This is a genomic window from Ureibacillus massiliensis 4400831 = CIP 108448 = CCUG 49529 (assembly GCF_000772965.1).
Classification (GTDB): domain Bacteria; phylum Bacillota; class Bacilli; order Bacillales_A; family Planococcaceae; genus Ureibacillus; species Ureibacillus massiliensis.
In genome coordinates this window covers 13,242-29,728 of sequence record NZ_JPVQ01000024.1, presented here as the reverse complement: position 1 = coordinate 29,728, position 16,487 = coordinate 13,242, and the positions used below count along the sequence as shown (strand labels likewise).

The 16,487-nt window shown below is 33.8% G+C and carries 11 protein-coding genes, 1 tRNA gene and 1 pseudogene; 2 read left to right on the top strand and 11 right to left on the bottom strand.

Going from position 1 to position 16,487, the window contains the following annotated elements; translation table 11 throughout:
• Positions 1 to 60: 60 nt before the first annotated feature.
• From CD30_RS12590 to rlmD, 6 genes are all read right to left on the bottom strand, one after another.
• Positions 61 to 3,369: an RNA dependent RNA polymerase gene (locus CD30_RS12590; RefSeq protein ID WP_036177521.1), complete on the bottom strand. Its 3,309-nt coding sequence runs from the start codon at positions 3,367 to 3,369 to the stop codon at positions 61 to 63.
• 109 nt (positions 3,370 to 3,478) lie between these two features.
• Entirely contained in the window at positions 3,479 to 3,697 is a 219-nt protein-coding gene (locus CD30_RS12585; protein ID WP_036177518.1) for a YdbC family protein, read from the bottom strand.
• A 32-nt stretch (positions 3,698 to 3,729) separates the two neighbouring features.
• Positions 3,730 to 6,828 (bottom strand): HsdR family type I site-specific deoxyribonuclease, encoded by a 3,099-nt coding sequence (locus CD30_RS12580; RefSeq protein WP_036177515.1) that lies wholly within the window; start codon positions 6,826 to 6,828, stop codon positions 3,730 to 3,732.
• 2 nt (positions 6,829 to 6,830) lie between these two features.
• The gene (locus CD30_RS12575; RefSeq protein ID WP_036177514.1) at positions 6,831 to 8,036 is read right to left on the bottom strand and encodes a restriction endonuclease subunit S; all 1,206 of its coding nucleotides are present in this window, start codon (positions 8,034 to 8,036) and stop codon (positions 6,831 to 6,833) included.
• The gene (locus CD30_RS12570) at positions 8,033 to 9,580 is read right to left on the bottom strand and encodes a type I restriction-modification system subunit M (protein WP_036177510.1); all 1,548 of its coding nucleotides are present in this window, start codon (positions 9,578 to 9,580) and stop codon (positions 8,033 to 8,035) included. The genes CD30_RS12575 and CD30_RS12570 overlap by 4 nt, the downstream gene beginning before the upstream one ends.
• Positions 9,581 to 9,858: 278 nt before the next feature.
• The gene (gene rlmD / locus CD30_RS12565) at positions 9,859 to 11,268 is read right to left on the bottom strand and encodes a 23S rRNA (uracil(1939)-C(5))-methyltransferase RlmD (RefSeq protein ID WP_036177507.1); all 1,410 of its coding nucleotides are present in this window, start codon (positions 11,266 to 11,268) and stop codon (positions 9,859 to 9,861) included.
• A gap of 336 nt (positions 11,269 to 11,604) precedes the next feature.
• On the opposite strand from rlmD, the gene CD30_RS12560 reads away from it, so the two are divergent.
• Positions 11,605 to 11,677, top strand: a tRNA-Val gene (locus tag CD30_RS12560).
• A 139-nt stretch (positions 11,678 to 11,816) separates the two neighbouring features.
• A pseudogene (locus CD30_RS20745) lies at positions 11,817 to 11,885 on the top strand (IS3 family transposase); the annotation flags it as partial.
• 70 nt (positions 11,886 to 11,955) lie between these two features.
• Here the strand turns inward: CD30_RS20745 and CD30_RS12555 are convergent.
• The 5 genes from CD30_RS12555 to CD30_RS12535 are packed head-to-tail and all read right to left on the bottom strand — an operon-like array spanning position 11,956 to position 16,409.
• Entirely contained in the window at positions 11,956 to 12,654 is a 699-nt protein-coding gene (locus CD30_RS12555) for an EthD domain-containing protein (protein WP_084077886.1), read from the bottom strand.
• Between the two features lie 15 nt (positions 12,655 to 12,669).
• On the bottom strand, positions 12,670 to 13,416 hold the full coding sequence (locus CD30_RS12550) for an SDR family NAD(P)-dependent oxidoreductase (RefSeq protein WP_036177502.1): 747 nt from the start codon (positions 13,414 to 13,416) through the stop codon (positions 12,670 to 12,672).
• A 48-nt stretch (positions 13,417 to 13,464) separates the two neighbouring features.
• A complete protein-coding gene (gene namA, locus CD30_RS12545) occupies positions 13,465 to 14,541 on the bottom strand; it encodes an NADPH dehydrogenase NamA (RefSeq protein WP_088350779.1) in 1,077 nt (358 codons plus the stop codon).
• A gap of 30 nt (positions 14,542 to 14,571) precedes the next feature.
• Positions 14,572 to 15,888, bottom strand: coding sequence for a TRAP transporter large permease (locus tag CD30_RS12540; RefSeq protein WP_036177500.1), 1,317 nt, complete (start codon positions 15,886 to 15,888; stop codon positions 14,572 to 14,574).
• Positions 15,888 to 16,409 (bottom strand): TRAP transporter small permease subunit, encoded by a 522-nt coding sequence (locus CD30_RS12535; RefSeq protein WP_036177497.1) that lies wholly within the window; start codon positions 16,407 to 16,409, stop codon positions 15,888 to 15,890. Before CD30_RS12535 ends, CD30_RS12540 begins: the two co-directional genes overlap by 1 nt.
• Positions 16,410 to 16,487: the final 78 nt, after the last annotated feature.

The window sequence follows — 16,487 nt, the reverse complement described above, 5'->3', positions numbered from 1 at the left end:
TTTCAGAATAATTAAAACCTCAACTATTCCACCGCAGGGGGCGGTTAGCCCCCGATACTTTTACAAGGAGTTCAAATAAACAGTTAAACTTTTAGTGTTTATCTTTTCTACTGACACTTTAAAAGACTGACCGATGTAATTTTCCAACATAATCTTCTTCTCTAAATTCGTATAGCTTTCCTGTGCAATGCCACAAATATACTCATTACCTAAATAAATACCAAGATAATTACCATTCATATTTAAAGAAATGATTTGATGGTTAATTCGCTCCGAAACTGAATATCCATCTGTAATATTTCCTAATAATCGACATTTATAATTTTTTAACGGCTCTATAGATGACTCCTCGTTCGTTTTCTTAATTACATCACTACTCAGTGTTTCTACATTTGTTTTTCTTTGATGATCGTAATCGATAAAATGATAACCTATTTGGTTAAACAAACGGTAATTACCATCTGCTAGTTTAGTTTCGAATTGAACATCATCAATGCTGGCAGAACAATTTACCACACTTACTATTCCTTCATATTCTTTTTCAAGTCCATTTAACTGTGGCACTTCTACAATATCTACTTTTATTTCATCTTCGTGCGTTTTTAAGTTCTCCATTATTCCTTCTGGAGCCATAATCCAAGGGAAAATATAGGACTTCGTTCGACTCACTAGCTTAGAATTTTCAGAGCTTTGTTTACTATAACGATACTCAATATACGTACAAATTGTTGCTAGAACACTTTCGTTATCACAAACAGCTACACATTTCTTTCTTGTTTTTTCATATAGATCCTTATACTGTTTATTGATGTGTTCCAATTGATCTCTTTCTTTATCTGACATTCGCAACTTATTTATTTGTTTCTCTTCTTTCCATAACTCCCCTTTTGCCTTGGCATAGTCATTATAAATAGGTGCAATTTTCTTTGTTAATTCAAAAAATGATTTTTGATCCACTTTGCTCATATCGGTAATCAATTCCATCGTATCTATATCGAGATATTCAGTAATAAACACTTTTTTCTCTTCTTGCTTTTTCAGCCATTTATCTAATGACATCGCTAATCGATTTAACGGACTTTTTATTTTTAAATACTTATATTCTTCTCCACCATAAATAAATTTTTGAAAGAAAGGCTTCTTATTGGCAACTTCTAATAAAATTGCTGGAATGGTTGGATTCGTTCCTTTTTTTACAGAATCGATGAACTCTGCTTGTAGTTGTTTACACGTTGCAATTTCTAATTCTCGATCTCTTAAGTTTCCTTCTTCTAAAGCAAGAGTTTGAAAATAAGTTCCAATATTCGTAACTAATGCAGTTTCATTCGATAAGTTTTTCAATTCAAATTCAATAATAGAATCCAGATTATATGGTTTAGCATTAGCAGTTGTCTTATCATCAATATTCACAATGACAAAATCTTCAATAACAGACTCATAAATCAATGGTTCATTCGTTAACAACACTTTATCTCCATCAAAATCACATCCACTTAATTGAGCCATTGTTAAATCCTTGCCAGCGTTAAACTGAATGACATTATTTAAATGTTCAACGTATCGATTATTTGATGAAACAAAATTCGCTTTCTTTACTTCATGCCAACTAGTGAGTGGATTCCTCATCATGACATATTGACCGCTTTTCCCATTGCAGTAAAATTCATCTGATTGAAGAAATCCTACTACTTTCTCTTTATCGTTATATGTAATCCATTCAGCTAAAGCAACACAGTCTCCCGTGACAAATTTATAATCTCCTTTTACAGGAACACGACCAATGGCTAACTCTTTAAATGACCGTAAAATTTGTCTTCTTAAAAATACTTGAACTCTCGGATCAAATATCATTCGTTCATTAATATCGATTGCTTTAGCTATGTCTGTATGGAATACGTCTTCTTCATTTCCTTCATGTTTAATCATATTCAGAAATGCTTTCACACTTGCAACATCACCGTGATGTAAAATATCAAGATACAGTTGGGCAATATCTGTATTTAAAGCTGTTAATTTCTCATAATCTATATCTAGTGAATTAATAAATTGATAAGTTAAAGGTGTATATAAATCAGTCAATTTAGCTGACTTTGCATAGTTTGCAATGCCAATATACCGATGCCCATAATTTTCAATCAGTTTCATGTATTCATCCATGTTAGAAAACAGCCATTTTTGTTTAACATCTTCACCTAACGCTTCTAATTTTGCTTTAAAGCAACTTTCTGTCATGATGATATCTAAGTTGGTAATATCGATGAGATTGTCCCATAAGTCGATAATATGAGTAACCTCTTTTTCTTTAAACCATGACTTCAAATCATAGGTAATCATAAGACCTTTAATATAGGGCATACGGATTTGAAAGGCGTTACTTGTGTATTTTAACTTCAATTTTTTTGATAATTTTCGAGCATACTCAAAACTAATGAATCCCTGTCCATCAAAAGGAGTAATTTCATTTTCATGATTTTCTAATAGCTTAACGTCATATCCAACATTAAACTTTGAAATAATATTAGGAATTTCCTCTGTTTGTTCTTCCTTATAAACAGGATAACGTTTGTTTTCCTTTTTAATCACTTTGTGACCCTCTGGCTTATCCAACTCTTCTACTTTCACTCTTCTGCCTTCACGTTCCCACGCAGATTTTGATTTCGCATTTTCACCAACATATAGAGGAGTGTTGCTTAGAAAATCACGGGATTCTTTGATTTCATCCCATTTTTCTACAAACGCCTCTTTTCGTGCCACCTCTTCTTGCTCAAGTTTAGCAAAAACCTGATATTCTTCTTGGTCTTCTTCACGTAACTCAAACTTTGAAACAACTTTAACATCAGCAACTAAAGACGTTTCAAAATCCTTTACAATGCAAATTCTTGGTAAGTCTTTTACTAAATTGATGCTGCTAAGTGTTAAACCTATGGCTGTTTCATATTTTGATATCACTGTCTCATTTGGCTGTTTCCCAAGAGTGATGGTTTCTTTTAATTTTGTATGAAGATCTGAGCACACAAATAAAGTACGCTGGTTCATTGCCATACTGCTCGATTTTCCAAAGCGAATATAGTGAATGTTATCAATATCAACACCGTCACTCATGATCTTTTTATATCTCAATACTTGGTCATCATCTTTTTCATCAATGGAATTAGCGTTTAAGATAAACAACTCCGGAAGCGTATTTTTAGCACCTTCACTTGTATCGTAGGTTTTATTTAACAATCGATAAAGTGTTTCATACAAAATATTTTCACTGTTTTGATGTTCTATTGCTGCATCAGACGGAAAAGTTAAGACACCATTGTCATCCTTAACATCAGTAAACTTATATTGTCTAATGTGAAATTGTCTTCGCTTTAATGCCACTTTATGAACCCCCTACCGCCAATATTAAGAATAAAAAAATAACTGAAAGGTAAAAACCCTCCAGTTTAATAGTAGCATATTATATTTGTATAATTGCAAATATTTGTATTTAGTCAAGAGATTGTAATGCTTCAATCAACTTGTCTACCTCTTCATTACTCAACGTAACACCCTTGCCCATCTTTTCATGATTTGGAGCCCAGTCACGGATGTCGTATTTCGGTTCACGACCGTTCCAACTAATAAGGTTAAGTTCTTTTGTCCATCCCTTTGGTGATTCTGATAGAACTGCGATTTGTTTTGTGATTTCGAATTTGATTTCTGCCATTTCTCCACATTGTCCTTTCCATTTTAGATTTATTAAATCTTACCCCCTACTCCCTTAAACTTATCTACAAATGCAGAGATTTTCTGAAAAACGCTCTGTTTTTTAGTTAAATATTGTGGATTAAGAGGACTCATTTTAGGAAGAATTTCATTAAGTTCCGTTCCATTTTCACTGGCATATTCTCTTTTTAATGAATTTAAAATATATCTTTTTGCAGCCTCTTCATTGAGTTTTTCAGTATTAATCAATTCTTCTGCTTCACGTTTTTGCTCAGTTTGGGCAAATGAGAAGAAGGCATCAATAATACTTGCTTTATCTTGAATACTATCTAAATCAGCTTGGTTGATAAAATCGACTACTAAGCTTTCTTTCGCACGGTTTCCTACGCTAGAACGAATGATGCGACGAACTTCTTCAACCAAGGATGCTTTATCTTTTACTTTTTTGTTATGGTCAAAAATAAGTTCAAGAATATAATCTAAATTAATCTCTTGGGATTTTAAAAGATCTACTTCAAATACAACATCATCCCAATCTATAGAGGAATTATCTTTTTCTTTTCCAGATTTTTCACGACGAAGCCAATCACGAATATCGTTATATGAAGATCGATAATCTTGAATAGCTCTTTCTTCTAACACTTGAATCTCTTGCATAACAGCTAAATCTTCATCTGTTACATAGTGAGTAGACTTAAATTCTTCTAAAGCTTTGGGGTCAGTCATATCTACTGTTTGTAAAGCTTTTAAACCTGAAAATTCATCATAGTTCTGTAGGATGTTTTCAATACGCAAATATTCACCAAATAGTTTAGCAAATTCTTTCTTATCCTTTTCAGTAACAATCTCATCAACATTAGGGAAACGTTCCTTTAATTCTTTTACTACGTCTACATAACCACGACGTTCTTCACCCGTTGCAACATCAGTGAATCCTTCCATATACTCTTTGTAACTTTTTTCCAAAACCACATTTTTAGTGTTTTTATCACCAAAAAGAGTAATGGCGTCTATGGTTGCTTGTTCTAGGTCTCTAAAAGTAACAATATTCCCAAAGGTTTTGGTGGAATCATAAATACGATTTGTTCTCGAAAAAGCTTGCATTAAACCATGATACCTAAGATTTTTATCAACAAATAAAGTATTTAATGTAGGTGCATCAAAACCAGTTAGAAACATTCCAACAACAATCAACAAATCAATCTCTCTGTCTTTTACTCGTTTAGCAAGGTCACGATAATAATTTTGAAATTCCTTACTATCTACGCCATAATTGGTTTTAAACATGGCATTATAGTCTTTAATGGCTAAACTTAAAAACTCTTTTGCACTACTATCCATTGCTGAAGGTTCAAAAGTTTCATCAAGAATTTCACCTATAGCATTTTGCTCTTCATTAGCAGCAAAGGAGAAAATTGTCGCAATCTTAAGGGGTCTATTACTTCCCTTTTGTAAGTTATTTAATGATTCATAGTAGAGTTTGGCTGCATCAACACTACTCACAGCAAACATGGCGTTAAATCCTTTTCCATTCGCATTTAAACGATGGGTTTTTACCTTAAAATTATTAAGAATATATTGAGAAATTTCTTTAATCCGTTCAGGATGCAGTAAAGCTTCTTTATTTTCTGCTGCAGATAGCTTTTTCTCGTCCTGTTCTTTTTCAATCGTTTTGAACTTGGGACGTACATCGTTATAATCTACTTTGAATTTTAAAACTTTTTCATCTCTAATGGCATCCGTAATGACATAAGAGTGTAACTCTCGACCAAAGACAGAAGCAGTCGTTTCAGAACCTAACGCATTTTGCGGGAAGATAGGCGTACCTGTAAATCCAAATTGATAGAACTTCTTAAACTTTTTATTGATATTTTTTTGAGCTTCACCAAATTGTGAACGGTGAGCTTCATCAAAAATAAATACCACTTGCTTATTATATATAGGTAACTCTGTTTCGCTTTTAATTAGGTTATTCAGTTTTTGAATGGTCGTCACAATAATTTTATTATCATCTTTTTCAATATTACGCTTTAATCCTGCGGTACTTTCTGAACCATTAACACTATCAGGAGAAAAACGCTGATACTCTTTCATCGTCTGAAAATCTAGGTCTTTCCGATCTACAACAAAAAATACTTTATCTATAAAATCCAGTTCAGTAGCCAAACGAGCTGCTTTAAAACTCGTAAGTGTTTTCCCTGAACCTGTTGTATGCCATATATATCCGCCACTTTCAGTGGTTCGCCATTTTTTGGCTAGATATGAACTTTCAATTTTCCATAAAATTCTTTCTGTAGCGGCAATTTGATAAGGACGCATGATCAGCAGGTTATCGCTGACATCAAAAACGGAATATTTCAGTAGAACATTCAATAAAGTATTTTTCTGAAAAAATGTAGCGGTAAAATCTTTTAAATCTTTAATCAGGGTATTATCCGATTTTGCCCAATTCATAGTGAAATCAAAACTATTTTTATCACGTTTAGTCGTATTAGCAAAATAACGGCTATCAGTCCCATTAGAAATCACAAAAATCTGTAAATATTTAAACAGAGAGTTTTCGGAATTAAAGCTTTCTTTGCTGTATCGGTGAACCTGGTTAAATGCTTCACGAATGGCAATCCCACGCTTTTTAAGCTCTACTTGTACTAAAGGTAAGCCATTGACTAAAATGGTAACATCATATCTATTGGCTTGCGTTCCTTTTTGTTCAAATTGCGAAATTACCTGCACTTTATTGTTGGCAATATTCTTTTTGTCTACTAGGTAAATGTTTTGAATATGCCCATCATCAAAAACAAAGTCATAAATATAATCGTTATGAATTTTACGGGTTTTATCAATGTGGTTATCACTCGGTTTATCTAAAAACTGCCCACAAAATCTAATCCATTCTGCTTCTGAAAATTGTACATTATTAAGGTTCTGCAGTTGCACTCGGACATTAGCAAGCATTTTTTCAGGAGTAGTTAAACTTGGTAGATACTCATAACCTTGATTTACTAAATCTTGAATCAGTTCTCGTTCTAAATCAGCTTCTGTTTGATAGCCAACTCCTTGTTGGTCTATTTTCGTATATTTATCCAAAACTATAAAGTTATTTGATTCTGCGATGGGTTTGAAATCTGCCATTTTTACACCTCCTCTTTTGGAAAGCTAAGAAGCATATTACGGTAATATTCGTATTGTTTTTGACGCAACTCTATTTCACGAGGCAAACCCTCAGTGATTGAGTTAGTTAAAGCCTCAAATTTGTCTAAAATAGATACTATCCGCCTTTTTTGTAAAGGTAAAGGATTAGGAACCATGATGCCATTCAAATTCTTCTTATTTAATTTAGGTTGAGCCGCCCCCGATATATAGGGAGTTAAATCAATATGATTTAAATAAAATTCAACAAATCTACGGTCTTCATAAGTCTTAAATTTAAGCACATGAGCATGATTATTTACCCATATTTTCCCACTTGCACTAAATGCAATTGGTGTATTTCTGGCAACCAAGTTTGCCCCATCTTCCGAAACAAGCAAAAAATCCCCTTCAAAAATATAATCTTTTACATAATCAACAATACCAGATGCTCCATAATATGGAATATCACCAAACGTTCTTAAACCACTAGTAATCGGTTTACGCATTGAGTCAAGATTTTCGGCAAGTTCCCCCAACGTCTTCCATTCAACTTCTCCCTCTTCAAAGGTCAACAACTTATCACGATAATACTCATATTGCTTTTTACGTGCTGTAAGCTCTGCTGTAAGCTCTGCTGTAAGCTCTGCTGTAAGCTCTGTGAAGGCGTCCAAAATACGGACGATTTCTACTTGTACTTTTAGAGGAGGGATGGGGATTTGGATTTTTTTAAATCTTGCTTTAGATATGTTAAAACGCGTAACACCACTAGCTGTCTTCGCAATTTCAGTACGCATAAAACGACTGCGAAATAAATGTTTTGAAAATTGTGGTATTATCTGAATATCATCGTTAAACCTTACCCCAAATGAAAAACTATTTAAATAGACTTTATATTCAAACTTTGTTGTAACAGAGGAAGACATCCCTGCTTCTTCTGCCGTCTCTGATGAGCCTGTAAACAAAATATCACCATATTTTACTTCATGTTGGTTTTCTGAATCGGACACTTTTACAGATTCCAGCTTATCAAAATTTATTTCTATATTATCAAATACGTTTTTATACGAAATGTATAAGGCGTTTCCATTATCAAAGTCTTCCTTCTTTTTGCCTGAAAGACCTCCATAGAGTTCAGCCACCTCCCCTAACTGCTTCCACTCAACTTCAATCCCATCAAGCAACTTCTCCAAAAAATTCGGCTTAATCATGATTCAATCACCTCAATAATGTCATCAATTTCAGCACGAAGTTGGTCTATCTTTGCTACAGTCGTTTTTATTTCTGCATTCAACTCATTGATATCTATTACTTCCCTTGTGTCTTTTGCTTCCACATAGGAGCTCACAGATAGGTTGTAATCATTTTGAACGATTGCATCATAATCAACAGATTTTGCAACATGTTCAACATCTTCTTTGTTGTCAAATATTTCCATAATTTTCTCAATGTGTTCATCTGTAAGTATGTTATTATTCGTTGCTTTTTTATAGAAATCTACTCCACTTGCATCAATAAATTGAGTTTTATTATCGGTTTTATGTTTAGAAAGAACCAAGATATTAACCGCTATTGGAGTCCCATAAAAAAGGTTAGGTGCTAATGAAATAACCGTTTCAACAAAGTTATTATCAATCAGATACTTTCTAATTTTTTGTTCTGCACCACCACGGTAAAAAATACCTGGGAAACAAACGATAGCAGCACGACCTTTGCTTGAAAGGTAACTAAGGGCATGAAGTACAAAAGCAAAATCAGCTTTGGACTTTGGAGCTAAAACCCCTGCAGGGGCAAATCTTTCATCATTAATAAGGGTTGGGTCATCACTTCCAATCCACTTTACTGAATAGGGTGGATTAGATACTATAGCATCAAAAGGTTTTTCATCACCAAAGTGAGGGTCTAATAGCGTATTTCCTAATGCAATATTAAACTTATCATAGTTTATATTGTGTAAAAACATATTCATACGAGCAAGGTTATATGTTGTATGGTTAATCTCCTGCCCATAAAAACCATCTTCAATAATATGAGCATCAAACTGTTTTTTTGCTTGTAATAAAAGTGAACCAGAACCAGATGCTGGGTCATAAATTTTATTAATAGTTGTTTGCTTGTGTATTGCTAATTGAGCAATAAGCTTAGACACGCTCTGCGGTGTAAAAAATTCTCCTCCAGATTTACCAGCATTGGCAGCATAATTAGAGATTAAAAACTCATAGGCATCACCAAAAATGTCAATTTCACTATCTTCAAAATCACCAAAATTAAGCCCTTCAACTCCTTTAATGACTGCAGCTAAACGACTGTTTTTATCTTTCACTGTATTTCCCAATCTATTGCTTGTCGTGTCAAAATCGGCAAATAATCCTTTAATATCTAGTTCAGATGGATAACCATTTGCTGAACTTTCAATTGCTGAAAATATGGCAGCTAAATCTGTATTCAAGCTTTCATTTGTGTTGGCAGTTTTCGCAATATTAGCAAACAGCTGACTCGGATATATGAAATACCCTTTTGTTTTAATGGCATCCTCTTTGATTTCTTCCGTTATAATATCATCAGGAAGTTCTGCATACTTGACACTTTCGTCTCCAGCTTCAATATAACTAGAAAAGTTCTCGCTTATAAATCGATAAAAAAGCGTTCCTAAAACATATTGTTTAAAATCCCATCCATCTACTGAGCCACGGACATCATTGGCTATTTTCCAGATTTGAGATTGTAATTCGGCACGTTGTGCTGTACTTGACATTTGTATACCTCCAATTTTTCTTCTTATTCATTGATTATAGAAGCACTTCTAAATAGGTTTGAAGTTTCCTTCCACCTATAAAACTTCATGCAAGATCACTCCGTAATACCAGCCTAATAGTTCTTTGGACTTATTCCACAATTTAACTGGAAATTCCTTTATTCGACAAATCGTTTACACTATTATACACCATCTTGAAGACATATTGATGTCAGAGAGTATATGTTCTGGCATAAAAAAAACTGGAGGACATCACATCCAACCAGCGCTTATTATTGTTATCTCTTATTGAATTCCGCTTCGTAATCTTCTTTCAAATATAGCTTTACCACGCACTCCACATGCACCGTATGAGGGAATAAATCCACTGGTTGAACGTCTTTTAATACATAACCAAATTGCTCAAGTTCTTTTATATCAGTCGCGAATGTATCTGGATTACATGATACATAGACAATACGTTGTGGTTTGGAACGGCCAATTCTTCTCATTACTTTTCCGCCTGCACCTGAACGTGGTGGGTCAAGTAAAAGTAATTCAGGACTGCCAAATGTTTCTAACACTTCGTCGATTCCTTTTCTTGCATCTTTCGCTAAGAAGTATGTGTTGTCTATTCCATTATCTGCCGCATTTCGTTTTGCTGATTCTATCGAAGTTTCAACGATTTCAATTCCGGCTAATTCCCCTACTCTTGCTGCAAATGGAAGTGAGAATGTACCAACACCACAGAATAGATCAATCATCTTTTCCGATTTCTTCGGTTGACCAATTTCAATCGCTAAATCTACTAATTTTTGAGCTTGAGTAGGATTTGTTTGGAAGAATGTATCAAACCAAAGACGGAAACGATAGCCACTCATTTCATCATATATAAAGTCACGTCCATCTAAGACATGAGTTTTTTCTGATTGAGTACGATCAGCCCAAGCTGTATTTTCAAGCCATAATAAGCTCTTTACTTGCGGGAATTTCTCTTGAATACGTTTAACTAGATCATTAGCAGCATTTTCAACAGGTGGTTCTGTTGCAAATAATGCAAGCATGATTTCACCCGTAGCAAAGGATTGTCTTACCATTAAATGACGTAGTAAACCTTCGTGAGCGTCTTTATCATAACCTGACAATTCGTGAGCTTTTGCCCAATCTGCTACTTCCATTGCTGCTTCAACCATTTCTTTACCCGCGATTAAACAAGTTTCAAGGGAAATAACTTTTCGGAAGTTTCCTTGTTCATGTAAACCTAATGAACCATCTTTAGAGAAAGTGAACTCCATTTTATTTCGATAATGCCATGGATTATCCATTCCAATCGTATCGCGTACTAAATTCGGATCAAATCCTTGTGATTCTATAGCATGCTTCACATGATTTGTTTTTTGTTTCAATTGACCTTGATAGTCCCAATGCTGCCATACACATCCACCACATTTCTCAAAATGAGGACATGGTGCTGCAATTCTTTCCGGATTCGATTCTAAAACTTCCTCTAGGATAGCTTTTCTTCTTCTACGTTCAGGATTATCCACCGTAACTTGTACAGTTTCACCAGGAAGTGTTTGTGGAATAGTGAGACGTAATTTTTTTGAAACGCCTTTTTCATTCTCACGCCATATTACCGCGCGTCCAGAACCCTTTTCATCTAATCGATTTATATCAACAACTAATGTTTCACCTTTAGTAATCGTCAATTCTGTTTCCTCCTACATACTTATCTATAATTAAACTCTCACATAAGTAAGATCATAAGCGTTATCCATTAATTTCACACATTTTACTATTATAACTTAGAAGTACTATGAATAGAAAGTATAGATTCTTAGTAGTTTACAGAACTTTTAAAGCTTATTTTGAGGCAGCCAAATATTCCAATAGGAGAAAAAGCAAATTAATATGTATAAAAATGAGAATTATAAATAATAAATGAACCCCATTAGATAGTTCATCCACTACTCTAACGGGATTCATAATTTGTATTATAAAACTTCACAAAATTTCCTCTTTATGCTAATATTTTCTTAAATAACGGTCTTGTAGCTCAGCTGGGAGAGCATCACGTCGACAACGTGGGGGTCGCAGGTTCGAGCCCTGTCGAGACCATAAAATACTTAAAACGTTGGTATATCAATAATACTAACGTTTTTATTTTCTTCAAAATAATGGAACATGCCTATATATTGTCATACTATGTTTTTAACGAATTGAATAGAGAAGTCGAAGGGTATAGAACCAATAATATAACCAATATAGATACCAGTGGGACTTAAAAAAGATGACCCCTGTTCAATACAGAAATCATCTTGCATAAACCTCTCTTCCTTTTCCAGTAATCATTGAGCAAGTCTTAAACTAAGAGATTCACAGTATATAAATGATATTTAATCAATTATTTCGTGTGTTTCGACCAAAAAAGTACTGATTTCTTCAATAAAAGTACTAGCATGCGCCATAGTTTTTTGACCATTTTCCGAACCAAAAGCTTCTTCTAAACTTTTAACATCTTCAAACCACAGTTCTACTATCCCATCAATCTTTGAATCTATAAGCAAGTTTGATGTTTTTCGCATATCATCATTTGAGATTATATGATTTTGGATATACCCTTTAACATTAGGCATTGCTTTCAAGTATTCAGAATGAACTTCTGCCCATTCATATTGAAAGGTTTTTTTATCTACATCTGGTCTTCGTTTCAGTAGAGACATTCTTTTAATAAGCGGTTTGTCATTAATAACCGGAATAACAATATTTTGTTTTACTGTCACTAAACTTAACTGCCCGATAAACTTCTTTTCATCTTTATCGATTAATTCTACTATTTCTGAAGAGAAACCTTCTTGCATATCCTCTAAATTAGAGAACCAAAGTTGTGAAAAACCATCAACTATATGGCTACTTCTCCGATACTCAATTCCAAGTTGTGCAGAGTTAACTACATGATTTTGGTGGTATTTTAGAAGATTAGGAATTTTAGCTGCAATGGGAGCATGTACCTCTAGCCAATATTTTTTAAATTGTTCAATAGAAATGTTATCTAGTTTTTTTAATATCCCCATTCTAGTAATCACTAAGTTCATCACCCCCTATAATTTTTATTGTGCAGAATAACCACCGTCTATCACTAATTCACTTCCGGTTACATATTTTGATTCATCAGAAGCTAGATAAAGTGCTCCATTTGCAATATCCTCAGGTTGACCAAGTTCAGGCCAAGGGACATATACTTTCAGTGGGTGTACACCATTTTTTACAATCTCATTAGACATTGCAGTTTCAATTACACCTGGATGAATCGAGTTAACTCTAATATAATTTTTACTTAAATCAATAGCCGCTGCTTTAGTCATAAGTCTTATAGCACCTTTAGAAGAGTGATATGCTATTGATCCTTTGCTGCCTACCAACCCATAGATCGATGAAATATTAATTATTGAACCACCTCCACTTTCTTTCATCAGTGCTGCTGCGTGTTTCATTCCTAGAAATGTACCTCGAGTATTAACAGCTTGAATTTTTTCAAATTCATCAAGAGTTGTATCCTCAAGACTATTTCTTAAAAGAATACCTGCATTATTAATTAATATATCTAATTTTCCAAATTCTTTTATCGTAAGCTCTATTACATTTTTCCAATCCTCTTCAGTAGAAACATTATGTTTTATAGCAAGCACGGTTCCTCCGAGATCCGAAATTTCCTTCGCTGTCTTAGTTAAGCTCTCTTCGTCAATATCCGTGATAACTACATTTGCCCCATGTTGAGTAAACAGAATAGCTTCTGCTTTTCCTTGTCCATTTGCAGCTCCAGTAATAATGGCAACTTTATTCTCTAACCGTTTCATCAAAATACCTCCCTTTAAGTTATTTACACACACCGTTTTATATGGACATTAACTTTCTTTCCCTGGATACCATCTTTGATATATTGCATTGTTATTAATTGGTAATATTTCAGTCCAAGCCTTTTCATAAGAGTTGGGGAAATCTATATTTTCCTTTAATTGAACAGCTGCTCTTAACGGCCAGTAAGGATCTCTTAAAAGTTCTCTAGCAATAAAAATTAAATCTCCTCTTTTATTATTTAATATTTCTTCTGCTAAGAGGGCATTTGTAATCAAGCCGACAGCTCCCGTATCAATATTTACTTCTCGTTTAATTTTCTCGGCAAATTTTACTTGATAACCTGGAAAGACATCAATTTTTGCTGGAACAACTGCACCTGAACTACAATCTATTAAATCTACACCCAGCTCCTTCATCATTTGTGCATAGTAGATGAAATCTTCAATTTTATTACCTTCAGGATGATATTCTGAAGCTGATATTCTAACAAATAATGGTCCATTCCATATGCTATTAATTTCTTCTATAATTTCTTTTAGAAAACGAAAGCGATTTTCTCTACTTCCACCATATTCATCAGTTCTTTTGTTCGATAAAGGAGATAAAAATTGATTTATTAAATATCCATGGGCTGCGTGAATCTCAATTACATCAAAACCTGCTTCCTGAGACCTTATTGCACCATTTTTAAAGTCATTTATTGTTCTTTTTATATCTTCATATGACATTTCTATTGGTAATTTCATACCCTCTTTATAACGAATTGAGGATGGTGCATAAACTGAACCTTCAACAATAGCCTTTCGACCAGCGTGTGAAAGCTGAATACCTATTTTGGAGCCACCATTATGTACAGCGTCTACAATAGATTTTAAACCCTGTACATGTAAATTATCCCAAATCCCTAGGTCAAATACTGATATTCTCCCTTGTGGATCGACCGAAGTTGACTCTAAAAAGATTAAACCTACTTGTCCAAATGCTCTCGATGCATAATGAATTTTATGAAACTCTGTGACTCTACCATCTTTTTCTGAAGAAGCGTACATACACATTGGAGACATAACAATTCTATTTTTAAGAATAATATTTTTAACTTGATAATTAGAAAAAAGCATTCCCATATCTATTCACCTCTCTCAGTTATAAAACTATTAACTAAAGACACTTGGTAACCATAATGCAATACCTGGGAAAATCATTGTTAAAACAAGAACAATTATTATTATAATGATGAAAGGTACAACCCCTTTATATATATCCGACATAGGGATTGAATCTTTTACAACTCCCTTTGTATAGAATAATGAGTGACCAAAAGGTGGTGTAAGGAATGATGTTTGTAATAATAAGGCAATAATTGTAACCAACCACACCATGTCAAAACTATATGTCTTCAATATAGGCATGAAAACTGGGAAAATAATCATAACGATACCAACCCAATCTATAAACATCCCTAAAATAAATACAATGATTAACATGAAAATTAATGTTTCCCACTGTCCGAATCCCATAGACTCAACGAAACTTTCAATGACCTTGGCTCCATTTAATCCAAGGAACATTGAAGAAAATGCAGTAGCACCGACCATTATTATTAAAACCATTGCAGTAGTTTTAGCAGTGTCATAAACTGCTTCACTAAGCATTTTGAAAGAGAATTTTCTGTAACAGATTGTCATAATTAAAGCGACAAATGCCCCTACACCTGCAGCTTCAGTTGGTGTTGCAATACCTGTATAAATCGTTCCAAGTACAGCCATTATTAAAATTAATGGCGGAACTAAGTTTTTCAATATTCCAAATACACGATCTTTAAACGGTACAGCCTTAATTTCTTCCTTAGTTAAAGCTGGTCCATATTCAGGATTTTTCCAACAAATATATAACACATATAAACCATAAAAAAACGCTAAAATTAAACCTGGGATAATAGTTGATTTAAATAAAGATCCCACAGATACTTGTGCCTGTGCTCCCATAACAATTAACATGATACTTGGCGGAATTAGTATACCTAATGTACCCCCAGCTGCGATTACACCTGTTGATAATCGTTTATCGTATCCATACTTCATTAAAACAGGGATTCCTAAAACGCCCATCGTCAGAACTGAAGCACCTACTACACCCGTTGTTGCAGCAAAAACGGTTGATACAACTACTATTGCTAGGGCAATTCCCCCACGAAGTCCACCTAAAACATAACGCAATGATTCAAAAAGTCCTTCTGCAATTTTAGAACTTCCTAATAAGTTTGCCATGAATGTAAACAAGGGAATTGCAACTAATGTATAATTGTTCATAGTTGCATATATTCCATTTACGAAAATATTTACTGTCTGTGGACCCCAACCTATTAATCCAAAAATTAAAGCAACTCCACCAAGAACAAATGCTATTGCATGACCAGTCATAAGTCCTATTATTAATCCGACAAAAAGTAAAAGAGCCATTATTTCTGCCATTACGCTTTTGCCTCCTCAACTAAGATTTGAACTTTTTTCAAAAGCTCGGATATCCCTTGAAGCAACAATAATCCAAATGCCAGTGGTACAACAGTTTTTGTTATATATACTGGTGCTCCAAATAAGGAAGAGGAAGTTTCTAAAATACTCCAAGAATCTAGAGCATTTCCAAAACCGACAGAAAAGACAAAAATGACAAATGGGAAAAAGAATATAGTATAAGTGAATATATCCATAATTGCCTGTGTTTTTCGCGATAGTCTACTATATAATAAATCTACAGATACCAAACTTTTATGAAGAAGGGCATAAGCAGCAACAAGCATAAAATGAAAACCAAATACTATCGTGATTACTTCATATGTCCAAATTGTCGGAGAGTTAAAAACTCTCCGGCTTATTACTTCAAATACTATAAGAAAAGTTAATAGTATTATTGACCAAGAACAAATTTTCCCAACCCAATCGCTAATTTTATCTATAACAATTATGAAATTATTAATAATTTGCAAACCAAACATTCCCCCCCTCTACCATAATCTTTATCCACCTCTTTTACTTAACAGGTGGAACAGAATTATAGTTTTAAAATATAATTT

What these genes read in the sequence shown, in the direction of transcription:
- CD30_RS12585 (WP_036177518.1), bottom strand. Translation starts at nt 3,697, where the DNA reads ATGGCAGAAATCAAATTCGAAATCACAAAACAAATCGCAGTTCTATCA.
- CD30_RS12580 (WP_036177515.1), bottom strand. Translation starts at nt 6,828, where the DNA reads ATGGCAGATTTCAAACCCATCGCAGAATCAAATAACTTTATAGTTTTG.
- CD30_RS12575 (WP_036177514.1), bottom strand. Translation starts at nt 8,036, where the DNA reads ATGATTAAGCCGAATTTTTTGGAGAAGTTGCTTGATGGGATTGAAGTT.
- CD30_RS12570 (WP_036177510.1), bottom strand. Translation starts at nt 9,580, where the DNA reads ATGTCAAGTACAGCACAACGTGCCGAATTACAATCTCAAATCTGGAAA.
- CD30_RS12555 (WP_084077886.1), bottom strand. Translation starts at nt 12,654, where the DNA reads ATGAACTTAGTGATTACTAGAATGGGGATATTAAAAAAACTAGATAAC.
- CD30_RS12550 (WP_036177502.1), bottom strand. Translation starts at nt 13,416, where the DNA reads ATGAAACGGTTAGAGAATAAAGTTGCCATTATTACTGGAGCTGCAAAT.
- namA (WP_088350779.1), bottom strand. Translation starts at nt 14,541, where the DNA reads ATGGGAATGCTTTTTTCTAATTATCAAGTTAAAAATATTATTCTTAAA.
- CD30_RS12540 (WP_036177500.1), bottom strand. Translation starts at nt 15,888, where the DNA reads ATGGCAGAAATAATGGCTCTTTTACTTTTTGTCGGATTAATAATAGGA.
- CD30_RS12535 (WP_036177497.1), bottom strand. Translation starts at nt 16,409, where the DNA reads ATGTTTGGTTTGCAAATTATTAATAATTTCATAATTGTTATAGATAAA.